This window comes from Pedobacter sp. HMWF019, assembly GCF_003061025.1.
Classification (GTDB): Bacteria; Bacteroidota; Bacteroidia; order Sphingobacteriales; family Sphingobacteriaceae; genus Pedobacter.
The window spans coordinates 22,963-43,322 of the sequence record NZ_QAIL01000493.1; the positions used below are offsets into that span (position 1 = coordinate 22,963).

Consider the following 20,360-nt stretch of genomic DNA (forward strand, 5'->3'; position numbering starts at 1 on the left):
ACATGAAGAAATTCGAGAAATTAACATCGGCCATAGTGCCTTTAAATATAGAAAACATTGATACCGACCAGATTATTCCGGCCAGATTTTTAAAAGCGACAACCCGCGAAGGTTTTGGCGAAAATCTGTTCCGCGACTGGCGTTACAATGGAGACAACACTCCTAAGGCTGACTTCGTATTAAACGATCCAACCTATAGCGGCAGAATCCTGGTTGCCGGAAAAAACTTTGGTTGCGGCAGCAGCCGTGAGCACGCAGCATGGGCCATCCAGGATGCGGGTTTTGATGTGGTGATCAGCAGTTTTTTTGCCGATATTTTTAAAGGGAATGCCCTGAACAATGGCTTACTGCCTATACAGGTAAGCGATGATTTCCTGGCCGAGATCTTTACTGCAGTGGAAAAAGATCCGGCTGCACAACTGGATGTAGATCTGGAAAAGCAAACTGTAACCATTCTGGCTACTGGTGCAACAGCAGAATTTGAGATCAATCCTTATAAAAAATCATGCCTGATCAATGGTTATGATGACATTGATTTCATCTTAAACCAAAAGCAGCTTATTGAAGAATTTGAACAAAAAAGATAATGTCACAGCCCGTCGTCGATATTCGCAATTTTAATTTAAAATACCGCAATCAAACGGTATTACAAGATCTCCGGTGGACCATCCATCCTGGAGAAAACTGGTTATTGTGCGGAATAAGCGGAAGCGGTAAAACCTCCCTGGCCAAAGCCATTGCCGGCCTGATCAAAGGAAGTGGCAGTATCGAACTGAATTTTGATGCCCAGTCTGCAAGGCCGGCCATTGTACAATATGTGGCCAACTGGTACCAGTTCAAAGACCTGGAAGGCCAATCCAATTTCTATTATCAGCAACGTTACAACAGCCAGGCCATAGAAACAACGGCAACCGTACAAGCCGACCTGCAAGAACATGGCACCAGACACCAGCTGTCCTTTGCTGAAGCGGAAAGAATCGCAGCAGCCTTAAATTACACAGACTTATTCTCCTCTTCACTGATCCAGCTTTCGAGCGGAGAACATAAAAAGTTGCAATTGGTTAAAGCCATCTGGTTAAGGCCACAGTTGTTGATCCTGGATCAGCCTTACAACGGGCTGGATACCCTTTCCCGTAAAAACCTCAATACTTTACTGGAAGAAATTTCTGCCAGCGGTACGCAACTCCTGTTGATCAGTAATGATGCTGAATTGCCCTCCACAATTGAACGTTTTGCAGAGATCAGGGAAGGTCAGTTCCAGGAAGTGGCCTATCACGAAAGAACTTCCACAGCTGTTGCACACAGTGGTAAAGCCGTTCCTTCCTTTTTAAATGAAGCACCCCTGTCGCATGCGGCAGACCACATCATCAAAATGATCGATGTCAATATCCGTTACAATGAGAAACAGGTGCTAAAAAACATCAACTGGGAAGTGAAACCAGGAGAAAAATGGGTATTGCAGGGCCATAATGGTTCCGGAAAATCGACCTTATTAAGCCTGATCTGCGGCGACCATCCTCAAGCCTATTCCAATAATTACTACCTCTTTGGCAACAAGAGAGGTAGCGGCGAAAGCATCTGGGAAATCAAGGAACGGATCGGATTGATTTCTCCAGAACTGCATTGGTATTTTGACCCCTCTGCCACGGTTTGGCAAAGCATTGCCTCCGGATTTTACGACAGCTCAGGTTTGTACTGTGATCCGGGTGCAACTAAAAAAGCCCAGGTAGATGAACTGGTCCATTATTTTGGACTGGACGAATACAAAAACACCTTGATGACTGAATTGCCCTTGGGCAAGCAAAGACTCGCCTTGCTGGCAAGAACCATCATCAAAAACCCGGAACTGCTCATCCTGGACGAACCCTGCCAGGGCTTAGACCAAGAGCAAACCCAACATTTTAACCAGTTGGTAGATGAGTTGAGCAAAAATGGAACTACCCTTATTTATGTTGGCCATTTTGAATCACAATTACCAGGCTGTATCGAGAAAAGAATTTTATTAGAAAACGGAGCAGTAAAATCCGTAGAAACCATATTAGAAAGCGCTTAATACAATGAAGAAGAACATTTTAGTGATACCCGGAGATGGTATAGGCCCAGAAGTTACAACCTGGGGAAAAGCGGCACTGGAACAAATTGCAGATGCCTTTGGACATGAATTCACTTTTGATGAAGCGCTGATGGGACATGCTGCCATCGAAGTGACCGGCAGCCCATTGCCAGATGAAACTCTGGAAAAAGCAAAGAAAAGTGATGCCATCCTTTTTGGAGCCGTTGGCCATGCCAAATATGACAATGACCCCTCTTTAAAAGTAAGACCTGAACAAGGACTGCTTAAAATCCGTAAGGAACTGGGTTTATATGCCAACCTCCGTCCTATCCTGCTGTTCGATGAATTACTGAACGCTTCAAGTATTAAACCAAGTATCCTGCAAGGTACAGACATCCTTTTCTTTAGAGAATTAACTGGCGATGTGTATTTTGGAGAAAAGACCCGTTCTGAAGACCGCAATACCGCATCAGATCTGATGATCTACCACAGATATGAAGTAGAAAGAATAGCCCATAAAGCTTACCAGGCCGCCATGCAACGCAGCAAAAGATTGTGTTCTGTAGATAAAGCCAACGTATTGGAAAGCTCCAGATTATGGAGAGAAACCGTACAGGAAATTGCCAAGCAATACCCGGAAGTGGAAACAGAACACATGTTCATTGACAATGCCGCTATGCAACTGATCAAAGACCCTAAACGCTTTGATGTGGTATTAACCGCCAACCTGTTTGGAGACATCCTGACTGATGAAGCTTCGCAGATTGCCGGCTCTATGGGTATGCTTGCTTCCGCTTCTGTAGGAGAAAGCACTGGTTTCTTTGAACCCATCCATGGCTCCGCGCACGACATCACAGGTAAAGACCTGGCCAATCCTCTGGCGTCTATCCTTTCTGCAGCTTTAATGCTGGAAATTGGTTTTGGCCTGAAAGACGAAGCCAAAGTGATCATTGATGCCGTTGATCAGGTATTGAAAGAAGGTTTCCGTACCAACGATATTGCAGACGGATCTACCAATCCATATAAAGTACTGGGCACAAAAGAAATGGGCAAGCTCGTCTTAAAGTTTATTACGCAAAAAGTATCCACTCACTAATTCATAACCTTATGTTACACGATCCAAACAGAGTTTACGTATTTGACACCACCCTGCGCGACGGGGAACAAGTACCGGGTTGCCAGCTCGCAACACCTGAGAAAATAGTTATAGCTAAAGCATTGGAAGCACTGGGTGTAGATATCATCGAAGCCGGTTTTCCGATTTCCAGCCCTGGCGATTTCCAGAGTGTGGTGGAGATTTCCAAAGCAGTGAACGAACCCATTATATGTGCCCTGACGCGCGCCAATGAGAAAGATATCGACTCGGCAGTTGCAGCGTTAAAGCATGCTAAAAGACCCCGTATCCATACCGGAATCGGTTCGTCTGATATGCACATTAAATATAAATTCAACAGCACCAGAGAAGAAATTCTGGAGCGTGCCGTTGCCGCTGTTAAATACGCAAAGAAATTTGTAGAGGACGTGGAATTTTTTGCAGAAGATGCTGGCCGTGCAGATAACATTTTCCTGGCACAAATGATACAGGCTGTCATCGCTGCGGGGGCAACCGTAGTGAACATTCCAGACACCAATGGTTACTGCCTTCCGGAATTGTATGGTTCAAAGATCCGTTTCCTGAAAGAAAACGTGAACAATATTGACCAGGCCATTATTTCCGTACATTGCCACAATGATCTGGGCCTAGCCACTGCAAATAGTTTATCAGGTTTAATTAATGGCGCCCGCCAGGTAGAGTGTACCATTAACGGTATTGGCGAACGTGCCGGTAATACTGCACTGGAAGAAGTGACCATGATCCTGAAAACACATCATGATCTGAACCTGCACACCAATATCAACAGCAAACATTTCAGATCGATCAGCGATATGGTGAGCGATATGATGAATATGCCAGTGCAGCCAAATAAGGCCATTGTAGGACAAAATGCTTTTGCGCATAGCTCAGGTATCCACCAGGATGGCTTCCTTAAACACAGAGAGAATTACGAGATCATTAAGCCAGAAGATGTCGGTGTAGATTCTTCAGACATTATTTTAACCGCCCGCAGCGGTCGTCATGCCTTGAAACACCATATCGAAAAATTAGGCCATCAGCTGGAGCGCCATGTGCTAAACGAAGTTTATGAGCGTTTCCTGATCCTTGCAGATGAAAAGGGCCACATCAATGATGATGATGTGATCTTCCTGGTCAGCACGGTAGAGAAAAAAGCAGTACTATAAATATTTATAAGAATGAACGTAGATAAAGAAGTTGGATTAGATTTCCTAGCCGCAGCTAAGCGGATCAGTGATACGGTGAAAAGAACACCTTTAGAATATAACGCAAGTCTCTCTAAAAAGTATAATGCGAATATTTACCTGAAACGGGAAGATTTACAAATTGTACGTTCTTATAAACTGCGTGGGGCTTACAACATGATCAGTACCCTGCCAGCCAGCCAGCTGCAAAACGGCGTGGTATGTGCCAGTGCAGGAAATCATGCTCAGGGTGTAGCCTATTCCTGTAAAAAATTAAACATTCCGGGCGTAATCTTTATGCCAGAGATTACCCCAAAACAAAAGGTGAAGCAAACAGAGATGTTTGGTGGCGACAACATCAAAATTGTGTTGGTTGGGGATACTTTTGACGACTGCATGAAGGAAGCTTTGATCTATACTGAGAAGCACCAGATGACCTTCATCCCTCCTTTCGACAATATTAAAGTGATTGAAGGGCAAGGTACTGTAGGTGTAGAGATCTTTGAAGACCTACCCGAAATCGATGTGGCCATCATGCCTATTGGCGGAGGCGGCCTGGCTTCTGGTGTAGGCAGTTATTTAAAGAATATCAAACCTTCTGTGCAACTGATCGGTGTAGAACCCGAAGGTGCACCTTCCATGAAAAACGCGATGGAAAATGGAGATCCGGTTACCCTGGAATACATTGATCGCTTTGTAGATGGTGCTGCAGTAAAAAGAGTGGGCAACCTGACCTTTCAATACTGCAATGAACTCCTGGATGAAATGCTGCTGATTCCGGAAGGAAAGATCTGCACCACGATCTTAAAACTCTACAACGAAGATGCCATTGTTGTGGAGCCTGCAGGTGCACTGGCCGTAGCTTCCTTAGATCAGGTCAAACACCTGATTGAAGGCAAAACTGTAGTGTGTATTGTAAGCGGTGGAAACAATGATATTGAACGTATGCAGGAGATCAAGGAAAAGTCTTTGCTCTTTGAAGGCTTAAAACATTATTTCATTGTGCGTTTTCCGCAAAGACCAGGTGCGCTTAAACTCTTTGTGAACAATGTACTGGGCCCTCAGGACGACATTACCCGTTTTGAATTCATCAAAAAGACCAACCGGGAAAATGGTCCTGCGCTTGTTGGTATAGAACTTGCCCAGCCTTCAGATTATGAATCACTGGTACAACGCATGAAAGAATTTAAGTTTGATGTGATTGAAGTGAATAATGACCAGACTTTGTTTGAATACCTGGTGTAACAGATGTGAAAATAATACAAAAGCGACGGTATGATGATACCGCCGCTTTTCTTATACATGAGGGATAGATAAATCCTTCATTTACTGATCTCCAGGACAGCATGTTCACGGTTTCTGACTATGGAAGAATGATATTTTAAATTTCCGGATGTGGTGTACCTGCTTTTCAACAAGGCTTTAGACGTAGGTTGGCTCCCGGAAATTTCCAGTGCTTTTTTTAATAAAGGATCGTTCGGATCTCCAAATGCTTTCAATGGCAGGTCCGAAAATTCGTCCACTTCATAATCTGGTTTTAACCCAGCTTCGTAATTCCCTGTATTCTGTGCGTTAAACAGCTTAAAGATCAAAGGATGCAAGACCATATTCACCAGCTTTGGGCTGCGCAGGTCAGCAATAGCGAAGCTTGCCATGTCTTTCCCCATGGTCTTGCTTCCAATCTGAATCACCCTGGTATAAGGTCTTAAATTATTGATCAGTAACTCGGCTGCCGAAGCAGTAGACCCCGAAGTCAATATCATTACACGATTCAGCGACAAACGGTAATTCAGTAACTCACTAAACAACTGAGGTTCAAAAGCATTCTCCCGCATCGTTTTTTGGAATGAACTTGTCCTTCTTCCCGCCATATTATTTCCCTGATAAATAACGAAAGTCTGATCTGCCGTTGTGTTGCTCAATATCCCCGCAATTTTAGCGCTCGTCGAAACATCTCCGCCAGGATTGTAGCGAAGATCAATCACGAGCTCTGTAATCCCCTCATTCCGAAGCCTGCTCAAAGATTCTAATACTTGATAATCATAACTTCCTGAAAACTGATTATAAAAAATATACCCGGTCTTTTTACCATTCACATCAAATACCTTAGTCAGATAAACGGGCAATTCATTATGCCTCATATATTGCACATCTATGCGCTCTCCTGGCACCAGTACTCCTGCAACAAAATGTGCCATAGACAATTGCACTCCGGAGCCCAACCTTAATATTTTAGCAATCTGATCGATATTTGCCTGTTTAAGCGGTATACCATTTACTGCGGTAAAAACATCCCCGCGAGCCAGACCTTTCCTATCTGCGGGGCCATCTGGAACAACCAGGGTTATTGTCCCTGTAAGTTCTCCAGGATGATTTTCAGGCTCTAACAGAGCATATTCAAAGCCATACCATGCGAATGAGGAATACTCTTTTCTTTCTTCATCTGGATTATCCAGGAAAGAAAACCGGTCGGCAGAATAAAGCAGGGATTTAAAAAAAGAACTCGCATTAGCCTGATCAGGTGGATTCGACGGCAATTGGTCTTTCCAATAATAATATACACGCATACTGTCCAGAATCCAGCGGTTGCTGCCTTTGAGGCTATCGGACTGACGCTCTTTTTTACACCCAAGGGCCATTGAAAAAGCAAGCAGCACAAGGAAAATCCCAGATACTCTATTTTGAATTTGTTTCATGGTTCAAAAAATAAATACACCACCCCTTATATAAGCTTTGAACAAATCACATTCCCTACTCCAGGGAGAAATAAATGTTCCATGTCCTTTTTATAAAAAAAATATGCCCATCGGATAGGGAGATTAAGCTTCCCGGAGATTATCTAGTAAAAGGCACCAACAGAAGCTGATGAAAACCCAGGCAGGAAATGTGCTAAATGAGCAGAATAATGGATAAAGAAATATTAAAGCGATTTTTTGAAGGAAAGAGCAACAACCGGGAGAAGAAACAGGTACAGGACTATCTGCAGGGAGATCATTTAAACCTCCTTGACGAATATATTAAAGAGCAGGACAGCGTTAATCCTGCTGCTGTTGATGAACAATACAAACTGATGTTTTTTGACGAATTAACATCTAACATCAAACAACAGCAAAACCAGGTGAATGAACGAAAAAACACCCGCTTTACCCCCTGGTTTAAAATAGCTGCAGCTGTCATCATCATTTGCACGGCAAGTGGTCTTTTATACCTCAAAAGACAAAAGCAGGCCACTGCTGAAACAGGCACGCTGCTTACAAAAATCACCAATAAGGGCAGGAACCTGAAAATGGTAGAACTGGCCGACGGAACCAAAATCTGGATGAACCCAGGAACAACAATCACTTACAATAAAAGAAACTTTGCAGGCTCCCTCAGACAGGTAAGCTTAAGTGGAGAGGCTTATTTTAACGTTACACATGACGTTAAAAAACCTTTCCAGGTCAGGGCCGGAAAATTAACAACTACCGTTCTGGGCACCTCATTTAATATAGAAGCTTACGAAAATGAACCAGAAACCCGTGTCATGCTTGTTACCGGAAGTGTTCGGGTAAATGCGGGTAAATCTCAGGAAATGCTCCACCCAGGGCAATTACTTGGCTTTTCCCGAAAAAATGAACAAGTAAACGTCAAGACAGTAGACATTTCCGACAAGCAGGATCTATTTACCCATGGCAAACTGGTCTTTGAAAACCTCCCGTTGAAAGAAGCCCTGAAAAGAGTAGAGCGGGCATTTGAACTCAAGATCAGCATTCCGGATGAAAGCCTGCTGGACAACAAAAGGATCACCGGAAATTATTACCGGGATAATGCTGAACTGGCTTTAACCAGAATTTTATTTATTCACGGATTACACCACCACAAGAAAGGAGACAATAACTATGTAATTGAGCAATAAACACCACCTCAATATCTACCATATAAAAAAAAGAGAGGAATGTCACTGGAACTGACACTCCTCATCACAAAATTGAATAGCAGAATTTCTACTACTACAACTTTATGCACATAACTACAAAACTAATTATTTTTTTAAGGAATAAATGGAGTTTGCTTGTAATTTCTATCCCAATTGCCTTGCTGATCAATCCTGCAAAAGGGCAGTCCGCTTCAAGCAAACCACTTATCGATCTGCAAATTACCAACCAAAACCTCAATGAAGTGATTGGCATTCTAAAGTCTCAAACCAGCTATGATTTCTTTTACGACAAAGAAGCCGCAAAAAAGGTTGTTGTCCATCGCCTTATCTTTAAGAAGATCACCATGGAGGAAGCTTTACGAAGAATGCACAAAGAGCTTCCTGTCGAATACGAAGTACGGAGAAATGAGGTATCCATCCGTATAGAATCACCCGAAAAATTTAATCTCCGAAGGGCACAACAAAAACCTGGAAAATTATCTGGCCGCATTATGGATGATAAGGGAGAGACTCTGCCTGGAGCATCCATTAAAATCCTCTCCACCAGTATGACTTTGCAAAGTGCCACTGACGGTACGTATCAGCAAAGCCTGGAGCCTGGAATTTATGCCTTAGAGGTTTCTTTTATTGGCTATCAAACCAAGAGGATTACCGATGTAACGATCAAAGCCGGTCAAAATACGCCGCTTGATATTTTACTAAAATCTGATTCAAAATCTTTGAATGCAGTAGTAGTAACCGCCAGTTATAAAAAGGCATCTATTGAGGGTTTGTATGCACGTCAAAAGAACAACGCGGCCTTAAGTGATGGGATCACGGCAGAACAAATCAGCAGGACACCAGACAACAATACGGCGCAGGTACTCAAACGAGTAAGCGGACTACAAATTTCACAAAACAAATACGTGGTGATCAGAGGCCTTAGCGACCGTTACAATAACCTGATGCTGAATGGTGCACCACTGCCCAGCAGCGAACCCAATAGAAGAGACTTTGCCTTTGACATGGTTCCAAGTGCGCTGGTTGACAATATCGTAGTCAATAAAACCGCTACCCCCGATCTTACCGGAGAATTTACAGGTGGACTGGTACAAATCACCACCAAGGATATTCCTGAGGAGAATTTCACCCAGCTCACTGTGGGCACCGGATACAATTCCAGGGCTACCGGCAAAGACTTTATCGGATTGGGCAGAAGTAAATACGCTTATCTGGGCTTCGGCGACAGTCATTATGACCGCCCCACTGGGATGACCTTTAAGCAATATATTGAAATGATCCCCCAGATAAGAGACCCAAAAAACACAGAACAACGCAAACAAGCCGCATCATTCTTATCTACGCTTCCTAACAACTGGGCCATGCGTAAACACACGGCATTACCCGCACAGAATTATCAGTTTAGCCTGGGCAGAAGCATTCATCTTAAGGAAAATACACTTGGAATAATTGCCGCACTGACTTACCGGAATGAACAGGAAGCTGATCAGAACGATCGTTATCAGGCAACGGTAAATGACTATACAGGGACTGACTATACTTTTACGACTACTTTAGGTGGATCTCTGGGCCTGGCTTACCGTTTTGGAAAGAACAAGATTACGCTGAAAAACACCTATAACAGGAAGCTGTCAGACTTATTGTACAAATTTGAAGGAACCGATCTCGCAAATAATGGTTCTATAGTTAGTGACTATAGCAATGTGGTGATTATCAACCAACTCTTCCAGTCCGTACTATCAGGTGAACATAGTCTTGGCAAAAGGGGTATAAAATTTGACTGGCAGGCCAGCACGGCCGATCTGAATCGTGATCAGCCCTTTACAAAGATTATGGACAGGAGAAGAGCGCCAACAGGCCCTGAAGATCTTTACGATCCCGTTTTTACGGATCTGCAGGCAAGTTTAGGATCTCTCTACTATTCCAAACTAAAAGAAAAGCTTTATACCTGGGCGGCTAATTTCCAGGTTCCTTTTAACCTGTTGAACCTGAACCAAAGCTTCAAAATCGGATATCAGGGCAAATACAGGAAAGCAGATTTCGGAGCAGACATTTTTCGCATCAGGTACTTAACACAAGCATCTGGTGGTACCGTGGATTACTCGGGTATGGCCTATTATGACATCTACAACTCTGCAAATTTTGCAAACAGCGGCCTCTATTTATATCCCATTTCCGGTGGTGGAAAAGACGTCAGTTCAGAAGGATCGGGTTTAGGATATAATGGCTTTCAGCGCCTGAATGCCTTTTATGGAATGTTTGATGTAAAGCTTACTCCGAAGTTACGCTTGATTACAGGCCTGCGGGCAGAAAAGAACGATCAGAATGTAGCCAATATGAACCCCAGTACAGGAAAAGAAGAACTCATCAGCTTGAAAAAAACAGACTGGTTACCTTCTGCCAATTTTATCTATGCACTTAATGAGAAAATGAACATCAGAGCGGCCTGGTATAGAACGGTTGCCCGCCCGGATTTGCGGGAGTTGTCAAGTTTCGAATATTTCGATCCCGTTCTCATGAGAGGCATCTTCGGCAGCAGCTTAAAAAGCACCTCCATAGAAAATGCGGACATACGCTACGAATTCTATCCCTCACCAGGAGAAATCATCTCCATATCAGGTTTTTACAAAAAATTCAAAAATCCAATTGAACTACAGTTACTAGGAACCTCTGGCCAGCCCTCCTATAAATACACCAACCTCGCCTCAGCCAAAGACCTGGGCCTGGAAATTGATTTTAGAAAATCACTGGATTTCATTGCCGATGATGCGGGGTTCCTGAAAAATACTTTTGTATCGGGAAGCTTAACCCTGCTGGATGCCAGTGTTGAGCTGGAGCCCAGCAAAGACCTGAAAGGAGACAGCTATAAAAGAGACAGGCCTCTTTACGGTCAATCTCCATACATTATCAATGCTGGCATAAATTACACAGGCAGACAATTTGGGCTCAACGTTTTATATAACCGGTATGGTAAACGTATTGTGTTTGCTTCTGCAGGTATCTCTTATGATGAATATGAAAAACCGCGCAATCTGGTGGATCTGCAAATTAATTACAAGTTCTTGAAACAGCAGCGCGCCGAGTTAAAATTCAACATCAGTGACCTGCTCAACACAGAAACCATCATTTACAGGAATCAATATCCAAAAGGAAACCCAAGTTTCAAAGAAGGAGAACCTTCGGTTCAGGATGTTCCCGGTGCAAGTTATCAATTGACTGAAGGCCAGGCGGATCCTAAAGGAACATCTTATAACCCAGGTTATGATCTTGTAGCCGGACGGATACGGAACGGGACAACTTATAGCCTGAGTTTCAGTTATCGCTTTTAACTATACCCTATATAAATTAAGAGAGAGGAGGTCAATCAAAGAAAAATCAATCCAGAAAAAAAAGAGTTGCCACAACGACTCATTTAAATCTTAAAAATCTAAAGAAAATTATCATGAAAAAAAATTCATTTTTAATTATTGCACTGTCACTAATAGTTTTTATCTCTGCTTGTAAGAAAGATCAGGGAAGTCATACAGGACCAGGAAATTTCGATCGCTCCTCATCTGCCGGACTGGAAGATACACGTGATATTCCAAACACCACACAAACCCTACCTAATGTAATTTCAAGCTCTACGACATTGACCAGCGACAAAGTATGGATCGTTAACGGACCAACCTTTGTAACCAACAACGCGACCCTTACCATTCAGGCAGGAACCTATATCAAAGGAGTTAAGAAGCCCAGCCCTACTTCCAAACCTTCGTTTCTGGTGATCACCAAAGGAGCTAAACTTGAGGCCAGCGGTACCGAAGCCAATCCAATTGTATTCACCAGTAACGAAGCAGCCAACAGTCGTATCCCCGGTGATTGGGGAGGTATTGTACTTCTTGGAAACGGTAAAACCAACGTAGCCACTACACAAGCTGTTGAAGGAATGAAACCAGAGTACATGACTGACCTTGGTCTTTCTACTGACGTTATTCAATATGGTGGTTCTGTAGAGGCAGATAATTCAGGTACACTGAAATATGTACGTATTGAGTTTGCCGGCGACGTGATTAGTGAAGGAAATGAGCTCAACGGACTTACCCTTGGTGGCGTGGGATCTGGAACTACATTAGATCATATCCAGGTAAGTTATGGCGCTGACGATGCTTTTGAATTCTTCGGTGGCTCTGCAAATGCAAAATATCTTGTTTCTTATGGCAACAATGATGATGATTTTGATTTTGATCAGGGATATCAGGGTTCTATCCAATTCGCAGTTTCTGTAAAAGTTCCTTGTTTGACTTATTCAAGCAGCCCTAACGGAATTGAGAGCAATAACATCACCAGCCCTGTAGTTGTGGTTGATGCATCGCGTTTAACTCAGCCTGTTTTGTCTAACTTTACTATTCTTGGCCAGCCATCTGCTCCAACTGCAGCGCCGTTCACAACGAGCAATGGCGCATTGTTCAGAGTAAATTCTGCCTATAAAGTAAGTAATTCTATCGTTGCCGGTTTTGCAACTGGTGCTAACATTTCGGGCGCAACTACAAGTGGTAGTTTCTTTGGAAACAGTCTGGTTCATGGATTCACAGCAGCAACTTCAGGTACTCCATTTAGCGTAACTACCAGCACCGCGACATCTACAAATGCATTCATCAGATTGGTAAATCCATTCAATGTAAACATTTGCACAACAACAAAGCCAATTCCTGATTTCCGCTATGTAACTGCTCCAACACCTTCACCAGCAGCAACAGGGGCTAGTTTTTCAAGCATCAGTGTAACACATCCCGGTGGTGCATTAACTGCATTTGATACAACACCAACTTACCTTGGTGCTTTTGGTGCCAATACTGTAGCCCGTTGGGATGACAACTGGGCAACTTATACTCCTCAAACCAATCCATATTTGTAATCCCTTGTCTCTTCTTATTTAATATACGATATAGTTAAAAGTTTCCCTCTGTCAGCATAGCTGGCAGAGGGTTATTTAATCCACAAAACATGAAACAAAACATTACCATTTTTATCCTCCTACTTGCCATACCCATTCTAATTTTTTCCTGTAAAAAAAACGGGGAAATCATTGAAGTTCCTTCATTTGGCCAGTTTTCAATAAGTTTAACATCACCAAGCGGTTCCAGCCCTGTTTTATTACAGGTAGATGGAGTTCTTAAAGATACCCTTGAGGGTAAAACTGTAAATATGAAACTGGAAGCCGGCAAAAGACAAATCTCCATTGTCAACTTACAGAAAAAGATAATATTGGATACCACAGTCGTGATCGAACCCAGGAAACCCATTTCATTAACCTGTTTTTTTAATGGGACAACAGTACTGGTGGACAATCTTGACCCTACTGTGAAGCCACAGACAGATAGTCTTTTAATCAGATTTGTTACTACAGACAAAATCCTCCCAGAGCTTATGGACATCGAAATCTCTTTATATGATTTTGGTGGTACGCTCATTCCGTTAAAAAACAAGACCCTGAAAGGGATCAGGAAAGATAAATTCAGTGCCTATATCCAATTACCCAATCCAAACGTAATTGATCCCAGTTTCGATTCTAGTATGATATTCTATGTTATTGAAGGCTACGATGCAACTGCTAAGGGCAATCATAAAAAGGTGATGAGCATGGAGGAATTTGATTGCAGTTATCTGGAATATTCTGCCGGCCAACTCTCTATATGGATACCTAATAACATCATCTCCTTTGGGATAGGACCAGCCCCGGCAGACGGAAGCACTACATTAAGAGTCCCACAGCTTATTTTTCAACGTGAACTACAATAAATCAGCTTAAATAAAAAAGGTTTGCTCCACAAAGCAAACCTTAAATTCATTTTAATATTGACTGCTTTTAGCAAGAAAATATAAGTCGAATTTAAGGATTAAATTAATATGAATCAAACGTAAATAAATCAGCATACAAAAAGAACCAGAAAGATCTTCACAATACCGTAAATAGAATACAAATCTCTCTTTATCGCTCTTGTGGCTTTGGCAAGATGACTATCCACTGTTTTACTTGAAATACCCAATCTGCTTCCAATAGATTTGTAGCTTAAACCTTCTTCGTTAAATAAACGAAATACTTCTTTTCTTTTTTGAGGCAAGTCATCCACCACCCGGCTTAGCTGTACCTGATATTCTTTATGCTCAAGTTCCATTTCCATATCGGTTTTATCGGCTCCACGAAAAAGATCTTGCTGTAAAAGATCACGCTTGATATTCCTCGAAATCTGTTTCAGCGCATAATTTCGGGTATAGAAATATAAAAAAGGCATACAATCTCCGCCTTCTTCCTGTTCTTCCAATTTTTCCCAGAGTTTCAGATAACCTTCCTGCAACGCATCATGCACCAGGTCCTGATCTTTAAATGAGCGTAAAAATAAAGAGTTGAGTTTGTCAAAAGTTGCCAGATAAATGGATTTAAACCGTAACTCCTTTTCAATTTGATAGCGTTCTTTCTTCATGGTAAATGAATATTCTCAAATTTAAATTCCCAATATTAATTGCATGTTAATTGTCCTATAAGTTTAATGGTTTTTAGAAGATAACCCGCTCATTTATTGACAATAAGCACCCATATTTATACATCTCATTCTTTAAGATTTTCCTGGCTTTATTTATTCCTTCTGTTTTACGCTTTTATTGGGATATTTGCAGTAGTATGAAACAATCATGAGCAGCACTACACAAACAGCAATGAACATGCTTCACAAACCGAAATGAATAAATTTTGGTAGCACATGATAGCTTCATAAGCTTAAAAAAAATATACTCCAATGAAGATATTGATTGTAAACAATACCCGGATCCCGGCCACAAAATACGGCGGTACGGAAAGAGTGATCTGGTGGCTCGGTAAAGAACTGAACAGACAAGGCCATCAGGTAACCTATCTGGTTGGTGCAGGTTCTGAATGCCCTTTCGCCAAGGTATTGGTTTTCGATCCCGCTGTCGACATCAACCTGCAGGTTCCTGATGATATAGACATTGTCCATTTTAATTATCAGTTGCCGGGTTTTCATAAAAAACCTTACCTGGTTTCTGTACATGGCAACCCTGGCTTTGGAGAATTACTTGATCAAAATTCTGTTTTTGTTTCCGGCAATCACGCCAGCCGATACGGCGCTTCTGCTTATGTGCATCATGGTTTGGATCCAGATGACTATCCTAAACCTGATCTTTCCGGAAAACGTTCTTATACGCACTTCTTAGCAAAAGCAGCATGGCGGGTTAAAAACGTAAAGGGCGCCATTGATATTGCGACTGCCAGTGGAAATAAGCTGGTGGTATTAGGTGGGCACCGCCTCAACTTTAAAATGGGTTTTCGCTTTACGCCAAATCTAAATGTCAGCTTTAAAGGTATGGTAGATAATGCAGAGAAATCTGCTGTGATGAAACACTCCAAAGCGCTCCTTTTTCCTGTTTTATGGAATGAACCTTTTGGAATTGCCATTATAGAAAGTCTTTATTTTGGCTGCCCGGTCTTTGGTACGCCATATGGCTCTTTACCAGAACTGGTTAGTCGGGAAGTCGGACTGCTCAGCAATAGCCGATCTGTTCTTACAGAAGGATTGAAAGCTGCAGATCAGTTTAGTAACCAGATTTGCCATGACTATGCAGTTGCCCATTTCAACCTGAAGCAAATGGCAGACAATTATCTCCGTTTGTATGAAGATGTACTGAATCGTAAAAATTTGAATCCAAATCAGCCTACACTTCAGGTGGTAACACCTAAATATTTACCTTGGCACAAAGATTAGCCTCAGTTAAACAGGTTTCTGTTTCATCTAGTAAAATCCCCGGTTTGTCGAATAAACGTTCTTCAAAACAGATTTCTATTTCGTATAAAATCTTTATGGCAAAATATTTGCAGGGAAAACCAAAACACACAGAAATATGAAAATAAAAATTTTACTATTACTATGCATAGCTACGCTGGGCCTGGCTTCATGCAAGAAGGAAACATATGTTCAAGAAACAAAAGCCAGAACTTACAATTTGAAGATCCGCGCTAGTGATTGGAAGACAACTGACAACGGGGAGACTTATTCATATACCTGGAACACGAGCGCAATTGATCAGATTACCTTTGACGATGAGGCAGTGGTTGTTTATATAGCCCATCCTGACAATCCGAATCTTGATATCGCTATTCCTTCTGTATACAATTCTATTTCTTACACTTACCGTGTATTTAATGGTGGTTTGATATTTAATATTCAGTCATCAGATAATCAGGATACAAAAGTTCCCGCACCAACAGTTGATATTCCCGTAAAGGTGGTTATTATTCCTTCAGTTTATGGCGGCTAACTGAAATAAAACAATCAGAGAAAAAGGATCAATTTACATTGGTCCTTTTTTGTTTTAAGAGAAAAAGGGACCAAAGAGCAGATGAATCCGCATATAGTCCGCATATAGTCCGCGTTTTCGCGTAAAAATGCGGATTAGATATATATTTGATCCTGTATAAAAGTGGAATTATTGGCAAGCAGTCCTATCCTGGCTATCTATATAACTCCTTCTCTGAATAGTAAATGTTGGTGCAAAAAGGGTTAAAGTAATCCTTGTACATTCGTCGGATTTACGAAGTGCACAAATTAGTTCACCTTTTCCACATATGTGCAAAATTTTTAATCCAGGTCAAACCAATAAATTCCTAAATTGTTGAATAGAAAACAACGATAAAAAAGTCCTGTGAACGGGGGATCCGTGTAGGGCAGGCACAACATAAGCAAAAGGGGTTTCCAAAGATATTGGATACCCCTTTTCAGTATAATTATTCTGCAACCAGACGGTTCCAGTCGGGGTGTCTCTTTAAGAAAAGTTGTACATATGGACACAGAGGAACCAGTTTTAAATGCTGTTCTTCCAGGTAAGTTAAGGTTTTCTCCACCAGTGCTTCAGCCACTCCTTTTCCCTTTAGTTCTTCAGGTGCCTCAGTATGGATCAGATAAGCTTTATCCTTTTTTATTTTATAATCAATAAAGGCTGTATATCCTTCTACAGTCAGTTCAAAACGATGATCTGTTTCATTATTAACCAGTTTAAGTTCTTCGTATTTCATCTGCTTATTTTTTTAAACTGACGGGCTGTCCAAAGGGCAAGTATACAGGCAATCAGCTTCTTCATATCGTGATCTTTTTTAACAATTAGTAATATAACAAATATACCCCGCACTGCGTTTTAAAAAATTGATCTAGGATAAGAAAAATAATCAAACAACCTTCTTTTGGACAAAATTCCCCCACCACGGATCACCCGAAGTTCAAATGGCTCAAGTTCCCCATAATTGATACTGATGTCTAATTCAAAAGGCCTGGCATAATAATAACTACATTTTTTTGTGGAGTAAACGATAGAAGCGCCCATCGACCTCAGTTCTTCCATAATCGAATACATCTGATCCAAATTCGTTTCTAAGGTTTTGGCCAGGTCATCAGGATTTCCCGTTTCCCTTTGGGTGATCAGCGCATGCATCCGGTTCACCATCTCTATATATTGAAATATTTTTACAGCCATATTTTTTCAGATCGAAAGAACAGACATTGCATTAGTCCGTTCCCATAAATTAAAATACTCGCGTTGTTCCTGGATTAACTCTTCGTGGCTACCTTCTTCCGCAACTTTTCCTTTCTTTAGAACAACAATATGATCGGCCCTTTGTATTGTACTTAAACGATGGGCTATCAGAATAATGGTCTTTCCGCGGGAGGCCAGGTAATCTATTGTTTTCTGAACATAGGATTCTGCTTCCGGGTCCAGGGAAGATGTTGCTTCATCGAGCAACAGGATTTCTGGTTTTTGATATAATGCCCTTGCAATAGCAATTCTTTGTTTTTGTCCACCGGACAATGCTGCTCCATTTTCCCCTAATTGTGTTTTGAATCCATTTGGCAAATCTTCTATAAAGGATAAAATGCCAAGGCTCTCGCAGATGTTCAGAATCAAACGGAGATCCGGGTCATAATCGCCAACGGCAATATTATCAATCACGTTTCCATTAAATAAATCTATTTGTTGAGGTACAACACCAACCAAACGGCGCAGATCAGTATTGCGAATGTATTTAACCGCATACTTTCCAATAAAGACATTCCCGCTGCTGATCGGATATATGTTTTGCAGAAGAGCAATCAGAGTAGACTTTCCAGAACCACTCTCACCAACTATAGCGGTTGTTTTGCCAACTGGAATCCGCAGATTCAGATCTTCAAAAACACTGGTCCTGCTGCCATACCGGAAGCCTACTTTCTCAAAACGGATGTCTCCGATATCTGCCGGATGGAGGTCGAATTTCTCTTCATCACCCTCAATTTCAAGATCCATGATCTCAAACAATCTGTCGGCGGCAATCACCGCATCCTGAACTGTCTTATTAATACCAATTAATGAGGCAGCAGGAGCGGTAAAATAGCCTGTGAGCGCATAGAATGAGAGCAATTCGCCGGCTGTAATTTGTCCGTCAAGAACATAACCTGCACCGGTCCATAAGAGTATAATTGTGAATATTCTGGAAATGGTTTCTGTAGATACACCTGTAAAGACGCTGTTCATCCCAGATCTATAGATGGTTTTCAACAGTTGTACAAAACGGATTTCTGTTTTGTTATTCGCAAAATCTTCCAGTCCAAAACATTTAATGGTAGAAGCAGTCGTTATGCTCTCAACCAGTTGTGATTCCAGCTCGGCACCATCTTCCATCAGTTTACGCTGTACTGTTCTATTAAGCAGGTTTGCTATGTAATAAATCGCCATGTATAGAGGAATAATAGCCAGCATAACCACGGCAAGTTTCCAGTAATAACTGAACATGAGAACAAAAGCAAACAGTACGGTGCAGATATTCACTGCCAGATCTACAGAAACCTGGTTGATGAATGTCCTGATCTTCACGGCATCATTGATGCGGGAAGTAATTTCGCCTACCCGCATGGTGTCAAAAAACTGCTGTGGAAGTTTCAGTAAATGCTTATAATACCCAAGGATCAGACTGGTATCGATCTGTTGTCCCGTCCGCAGGGTAAAAACCGTTCTACCTACCCCAATAAAAACCTGCAGCAGGAGGATGGCGAACATACCCACGCTAAGCAGGTTCAATAAGCCCCTGTTACCTTCTATAAGCACATTATCCACAATTTTCTGTACAAAAACAGAAGTAGAAAGACCAAGTAGAGTATAGATAATGGCACCAAAAAATACCTGTACCATAACTGCCTTATGGGGTAGAATCAGGTTCAGAAATCTTCTCCAGATACTGATTTTTTTATTTCCAGCTTCAAAGCTTTCATTCGGCATGAGAAGTACCAGGACCCCTGTCCATTCTTTTTTGAATTCTTCATGGCTTTTTCTGATCATTTTACCTTGCCCAGGTTCCATGATTTCAACATATTTTGAGGTCACTTTATAGACCACTATATAATGATGTAGGGTTTCTTTAACAATCAGATGGGCTATGGCAGGCTTCGGGATTTTAGTAAGATCGTTGAAATCACCACGCACACCTTTAGCATCAAAGCCAATCTTTTTAGCCGCTTCAATCATGCCAAGGATATTGGTTCCTTTTTTGTCCGTACTGGCCAGTTGTCTGAGCTTTGCTACAGGCAGCTTAAGTTTATAATAAGCGGCTACACTGGCCAGACATGCGGCCCCGCAGTCGGTTATGTCTCTTTGTTTCACTTTTACATTCATAGGCCCTTGCCCTTCCCCGGAACTTCTGTATCGAGCCAGCTATTTAGATGGTTGCAGAGGACCTGATAGGCAGTAAGTTGTACAACCCGGCCTTTTACTTCACTAACCTGTACCTTTACAAGAGGCAATACCGCGAAAACAAGGAGAGTGAAAAGCAATACACTGAGATAAATAGCCCGGCTATGCACCTTAAGGCTTTGCATATAGGGTATATTTAAATGATCGGAAAAGTTTTCCTTAATCGCCATGATCTTCAGATTTGCTTCTGTAAAGTTCTGTGGATTAAAGACTATACGCAACAACCAGAAGTTGTATTTGAAAAAACACTAAAATTATAAGTGCGTTTTACTCTCTTTTTAAAAAATTAACAGGACTGCTCACAATTCCTTCAAACTATTATAT

At 41.8% G+C, this 20,360-nt stretch carries 17 protein-coding genes; 11 read left to right on the forward strand and 6 right to left on the reverse strand.

The window, feature by feature from the left end; all coding sequences use genetic code 11:
• The first annotated feature begins 2 nt into the window (after positions 1 to 2).
• The 5 genes from leuD to ilvA are packed head-to-tail and all read left to right on the forward strand — an operon-like array spanning position 3 to position 5,596.
• Positions 3 to 587, forward strand: coding sequence for a 3-isopropylmalate dehydratase small subunit (leuD, locus tag DBR11_RS25545; protein ID WP_108555403.1), 585 nt, complete (start codon positions 3 to 5; stop codon positions 585 to 587).
• Positions 587 to 2,053, forward strand: a complete 1,467-nt coding sequence (locus tag DBR11_RS25550) for an ATP-binding cassette domain-containing protein (protein WP_199233964.1) — start codon at positions 587 to 589, stop codon at positions 2,051 to 2,053. The genes leuD and DBR11_RS25550 overlap by 1 nt, the downstream gene beginning before the upstream one ends.
• A 4-nt stretch (positions 2,054 to 2,057) precedes the next feature.
• Positions 2,058 to 3,149, forward strand: a complete 1,092-nt coding sequence (gene leuB / locus DBR11_RS25555; protein ID WP_108555405.1) for a 3-isopropylmalate dehydrogenase — start codon at positions 2,058 to 2,060, stop codon at positions 3,147 to 3,149.
• An 11-nt stretch (positions 3,150 to 3,160) separates the two neighbouring features.
• Positions 3,161 to 4,333, forward strand: coding sequence for a 2-isopropylmalate synthase (locus DBR11_RS25560; protein ID WP_108555406.1), 1,173 nt, complete (start codon positions 3,161 to 3,163; stop codon positions 4,331 to 4,333).
• Between the two features lie 12 nt (positions 4,334 to 4,345).
• The gene (gene ilvA, locus DBR11_RS25565; protein WP_108555407.1) at positions 4,346 to 5,596 is read left to right on the forward strand and encodes a threonine ammonia-lyase IlvA; all 1,251 of its coding nucleotides are present in this window, start codon (positions 4,346 to 4,348) and stop codon (positions 5,594 to 5,596) included.
• 77 nt (positions 5,597 to 5,673) lie between these two features.
• Here ilvA and DBR11_RS25570 read toward each other — a convergent pair whose 3' ends face one another.
• Positions 5,674 to 7,047 (reverse strand): S41 family peptidase, encoded by a 1,374-nt coding sequence (locus DBR11_RS25570; protein ID WP_108555408.1) that lies wholly within the window; start codon positions 7,045 to 7,047, stop codon positions 5,674 to 5,676.
• A 209-nt stretch (positions 7,048 to 7,256) separates the two neighbouring features.
• On the opposite strand from DBR11_RS25570, the gene DBR11_RS25575 reads away from it, so the two are divergent.
• From DBR11_RS25575 to DBR11_RS25590, 4 genes are all read left to right on the forward strand, one after another.
• Positions 7,257 to 8,246: a FecR family protein gene (locus DBR11_RS25575; RefSeq protein WP_158275380.1), complete on the forward strand. Its 990-nt coding sequence runs from the start codon at positions 7,257 to 7,259 to the stop codon at positions 8,244 to 8,246.
• A gap of 104 nt (positions 8,247 to 8,350) precedes the next feature.
• On the forward strand, positions 8,351 to 11,596 hold the full coding sequence (locus DBR11_RS25580; RefSeq protein ID WP_108555410.1) for a TonB-dependent receptor domain-containing protein: 3,246 nt from the start codon (positions 8,351 to 8,353) through the stop codon (positions 11,594 to 11,596).
• 113 nt (positions 11,597 to 11,709) lie between these two features.
• Positions 11,710 to 13,164 (forward strand): hypothetical protein, encoded by a 1,455-nt coding sequence (locus DBR11_RS25585; protein WP_108555411.1) that lies wholly within the window; start codon positions 11,710 to 11,712, stop codon positions 13,162 to 13,164.
• An 89-nt stretch (positions 13,165 to 13,253) separates the two neighbouring features.
• On the forward strand, positions 13,254 to 14,048 hold the full coding sequence (locus DBR11_RS25590) for a hypothetical protein (protein ID WP_108555412.1): 795 nt from the start codon (positions 13,254 to 13,256) through the stop codon (positions 14,046 to 14,048).
• A gap of 128 nt (positions 14,049 to 14,176) precedes the next feature.
• On the opposite strand, the gene DBR11_RS25595 is transcribed toward DBR11_RS25590, so the two are convergent.
• Entirely contained in the window at positions 14,177 to 14,731 is a 555-nt protein-coding gene (locus DBR11_RS25595) for a sigma-70 family RNA polymerase sigma factor (RefSeq protein ID WP_108555413.1), read from the reverse strand.
• Positions 14,732 to 15,043: 312 nt separating this feature from the next.
• Between DBR11_RS25595 and DBR11_RS25600 the strand changes: the two genes are divergently transcribed.
• Complete coding sequence (locus DBR11_RS25600; RefSeq protein WP_108555414.1) at positions 15,044 to 16,027, forward strand: glycosyltransferase; 984 nt, start codon at positions 15,044 to 15,046, stop codon at positions 16,025 to 16,027.
• 136 nt (positions 16,028 to 16,163) lie between these two features.
• Positions 16,164 to 16,580 carry a hypothetical protein gene (locus DBR11_RS25605; RefSeq protein ID WP_108555415.1) on the forward strand — a complete coding sequence of 139 codons (417 nt, stop codon included), beginning with the start codon at positions 16,164 to 16,166 and terminating at the stop codon, positions 16,578 to 16,580.
• A 466-nt stretch (positions 16,581 to 17,046) separates the two neighbouring features.
• Here DBR11_RS25605 and DBR11_RS25610 read toward each other — a convergent pair whose 3' ends face one another.
• The 4 genes from DBR11_RS25610 to DBR11_RS25625 all read right to left on the reverse strand — a co-directional run bounded on the left by DBR11_RS25610 (position 17,047) and on the right by DBR11_RS25625 (position 20,206).
• Positions 17,047 to 17,334, reverse strand: coding sequence for a GNAT family N-acetyltransferase (locus DBR11_RS25610; RefSeq protein ID WP_108555416.1), 288 nt, complete (start codon positions 17,332 to 17,334; stop codon positions 17,047 to 17,049).
• 119 nt (positions 17,335 to 17,453) lie between these two features.
• Positions 17,454 to 17,789 carry a hypothetical protein gene (locus DBR11_RS25615; protein WP_108555417.1) on the reverse strand — a complete coding sequence of 112 codons (336 nt, stop codon included), beginning with the start codon at positions 17,787 to 17,789 and terminating at the stop codon, positions 17,454 to 17,456.
• A gap of 6 nt (positions 17,790 to 17,795) precedes the next feature.
• Positions 17,796 to 19,946 carry a peptidase domain-containing ABC transporter gene (locus tag DBR11_RS25620; protein WP_369974456.1) on the reverse strand — a complete coding sequence of 717 codons (2,151 nt, stop codon included), beginning with the start codon at positions 19,944 to 19,946 and terminating at the stop codon, positions 17,796 to 17,798.
• An 8-nt stretch (positions 19,947 to 19,954) separates the two neighbouring features.
• Complete coding sequence (locus tag DBR11_RS25625) at positions 19,955 to 20,206, reverse strand: hypothetical protein (RefSeq protein WP_108555419.1); 252 nt, start codon at positions 20,204 to 20,206, stop codon at positions 19,955 to 19,957.
• Between the last annotated feature and the right edge of the window lie 154 nt (positions 20,207 to 20,360).